This is a genomic window from Terriglobales bacterium (genome assembly GCA_035691485.1).
Classification (GTDB): Bacteria; Acidobacteriota; Terriglobia; order Terriglobales; family Acidobacteriaceae; genus JAIQGF01.
Map to the genome: position 1 here is coordinate 1 of DASSIZ010000019.1, position 2595 is coordinate 2595.

The following is a 2595-nucleotide window of genomic DNA, read 5'->3' on the forward strand; positions in this document are numbered from 1 at the left end:
GAAAAATTGAAGGGCGACATGTGCAGCCCCGGCGCAGCGCCGCCAACACCCGGGTCAACATCGATTTGCGGCCCGTGTCCCAAGTGGGTGTGCAAGTGCACGTGATGGATCCCGGGCAGGTGGATGTGCCAGGCGCCGACCACGAAGGACAGCAGGCTGAGTATGAATCCCACCAGGAAACAGAACATGTAAACGTCTGCCCAGTTCATCGCTCACCTCCGCGGCTAAGAGCGGCATGGATGTCACCGGCAACTTTAGCGCCCGCCGTCCTCGCCTTGTCAGGCCGCAAAACTTGCAACAAGCGCTCGGCCAGGTTGGGCGTGTCAAGAATCGCCTCGATCAGCAACAGGCACTGGCGCGAATCTTCGTGGCGGGCGAGTGCCAGCAGCGCCGCGCTCACTTCCGGATCGCGGCGGAACTGCTCGGCGCCATTGATGAGCCACAAGTCCAGCTTGTCTTCTGAGGCGCGCACCGCCGACATCAGCTCGGTGTGGTAGCCCTCGGGGTCGTCGACCAGATATCCGGGATGCACATTGAAGAACTTGGCCAGCAACATGCGGCTGGAGTTGGTCAGGTGCGGGCGCGCGCCGCTTTCAATCTGCGACAGGTAAGACTGGCTGATAGGCTTGCCCAGGCGCGCGCCGATGGCATCGACGACTTCCTGCTGGGTCATGGCGCGGCCCAGGCCGCAGAGCGTGCCTTCCACCTCGCGCAGGTAACGGATTTTCTCGCCGAGCTTCATATTGCAATCAGCAATATTTATATTGCTATTTGCAATACTAGTCAAGGAATTTATTTGTTTTGTTTTCATCGGCTTGAGCCGAGACGCGCTCAACCTTCCGCAAATCCGCACTTTACAGGTTGCTCCCTCGCGGCGATCTCCACCAACCGGAAAATGCGCGCGACCCGCGTCGTTACCGACTTTTACGGAACTTACCTGGGCATTAGGGGTTCATCCAATTGGGGCGTGCGACACGACGGAGTCGCCGGTGCGCAGCCTTTGGGAAAAAGCGAATTTGAACTGGGTATGGACCTGGATGGCCGTGTACGGCGGATCACTCAGCGTGCTGGCCGCCTATCTCGCCTCCACGATTACGGCAGCGGCGGCAAGCGAAATCAGAAGCAAGAACTAAGAACCAATGCGCGGTCACGCGCGACCACGTCTGATTTCTGACTTCTACTTTCAAATATCAATCATCACATCGTCGCCTTCGACCTTGAGCGGGTAGACCTGAACCCGCGAACTTGGGCTGACGTCGGCCGCGCCGGTCTTGGGGTCGTACATCCAGCCATGCCACGGACAGACGATTTTGCCATCCAGGACGACCCCCTGCCCGAGCGGGCCACCACGGTGGATGCATACGTTATCCATCGCGGAGTAGGCGCCATCAACGTTGGCGACGCAAAACACCTTTTCGCCGAGGGTGAATTCCTTGGCTTCGCCCTCCCCGGGCAGGTCGGACTTGATTGCGATCTTTTGCCACATAGCTTTTCCGCTCTCATCTATCAGCTTACCGCAAACCGACGCTGCACAAATGCGCGTTGACGAGCGGCAGGCTGAAAACGAAAACCCGACCGGAGGCGGTCGGGCCACATTTTTTATCGAGAGATCCTTCGACTGCGCTCGCGTCGCGAGCTTCGCTCAGGATGACCGCGGCGGGCTTCCGCTGCGCTCACGCCCGCCAAGCGCGGTCATTTCGGCTGCAGCGTCTGCGCGATCATTACCTGGCGCTTGAAGTTCTCCACGTCCTGCTCGCTGAGGCGAACCTCGGTGGGCTTTTTCGCCAGCGACATCTGGTCGATTTTGTCCTGCAGCTTGAGCAGCGCGTAGAACAGGTTTTCCGGCCGCGGCGGGCAGCCAATCACGTAGACATCGACGGGCACGATCTTGTCCACGCCTTGCAGCACCGCGTAGGTATTGAAAGGCCCTCCCACGGAGGAGCACGCGCCCATGGAGATCACCCACTTCGGGTCAGGCATCTGGTCGTAGATGCGCTTGACCACCGGCGCCATCTTCAGGGTCACGGTGCCGGCGACGATCATGAGGTCGCTCTGCCGCGGGCTGGGACGGAAGACCTCGCTGCCGAAGCGCGCGATGTCGAAACGCGCGGTGGAGGAGGCGATCATTTCGATGGCGCAGCACGCCAGGCCGAAAGTCATCGGCCAGATGGCCGATTTCCGCGCCCAATTGAAGACGTAATCCACCGTGCTGATGAGGAAGTTCTTCTCGAATTTGTTTTGCAGCCAGGAAGACATGGTTTCCCAAGCTGTCAGCTCTCAGCCTTCAGCTGTCAGCTTCTTGATTTTGTCAGCCGCGCGAACAACCGGTATGTGACCCAAATCACACGCCGACGCGACCACCTTCCAGTGTAGGCGATGTTGGCACTGGTCGCCAGTGGCTGGTAGCTGGACCCGCCCAGCTGCCGGCTACCAACAACAGCCGCGACCTTAAAGCTTTTCGTAGAATTCGCAGGCCGAGCATGAAATATAAATTCCGCCGGGGACGTTACGGTCACGGTCTTTCATGCGCTTGACGATGCGCGTCGGCTTGCCGCACTTGGGGCAATCCGTGCTCTTGGTGGTATCCATGACCTT

The 2595-nt window shown here is 59.4% G+C and carries 5 protein-coding genes; 1 reads left to right on the forward strand and 4 read right to left on the reverse strand.

Going from position 1 to position 2595, the window contains the following annotated elements; all coding sequences use genetic code 11:
- Positions 1–209 (reverse strand): hypothetical protein (locus tag VFI82_02795; GenBank protein ID HET7183582.1); only part of this gene is annotated, 209 nt, incomplete at its 3' end.
- Positions 206–742 carry a helix-turn-helix transcriptional regulator gene (locus VFI82_02800; protein HET7183583.1) on the reverse strand — a complete coding sequence of 179 codons (537 nt, stop codon included), beginning with the start codon at positions 740–742 and terminating at the stop codon, positions 206–208. The genes VFI82_02800 and VFI82_02795, both read right to left, overlap by 4 nt.
- A 247-nt stretch (positions 743–989) precedes the next feature.
- Between VFI82_02800 and VFI82_02805 the strand changes: the two genes are divergently transcribed.
- Positions 990–1133, forward strand: coding sequence for a hypothetical protein (locus tag VFI82_02805; protein ID HET7183584.1), 144 nt, complete (start codon positions 990–992; stop codon positions 1131–1133).
- A gap of 50 nt (positions 1134–1183) precedes the next feature.
- On the opposite strand, the gene VFI82_02810 is transcribed toward VFI82_02805, so the two are convergent.
- Both VFI82_02810 and VFI82_02815 read right to left on the reverse strand, forming a co-directional pair.
- Positions 1184–1486 (reverse strand): Rieske (2Fe-2S) protein, encoded by a 303-nt coding sequence (locus tag VFI82_02810; protein ID HET7183585.1) that lies wholly within the window; start codon positions 1484–1486, stop codon positions 1184–1186.
- A 206-nt stretch (positions 1487–1692) separates the two neighbouring features.
- Entirely contained in the window at positions 1693–2256 is a 564-nt protein-coding gene (locus VFI82_02815; GenBank protein HET7183586.1) for an NADH-quinone oxidoreductase subunit B family protein, read from the reverse strand.
- Positions 2257–2595 lie beyond the last annotated feature (339 nt).

Coding starts and splice junctions, on each gene's coding strand:
- VFI82_02800 (HET7183583.1), bottom strand. CDS start 742: ATGAAGCTCGGCGAGAAAATCCGTTACCTGCGCGAGGTGGAAGGCACG.
- VFI82_02810 (HET7183585.1), bottom strand. CDS start 1,486: ATGTGGCAAAAGATCGCAATCAAGTCCGACCTGCCCGGGGAGGGCGAA.
- VFI82_02815 (HET7183586.1), bottom strand. CDS start 2,256: ATGTCTTCCTGGCTGCAAAACAAATTCGAGAAGAACTTCCTCATCAGC.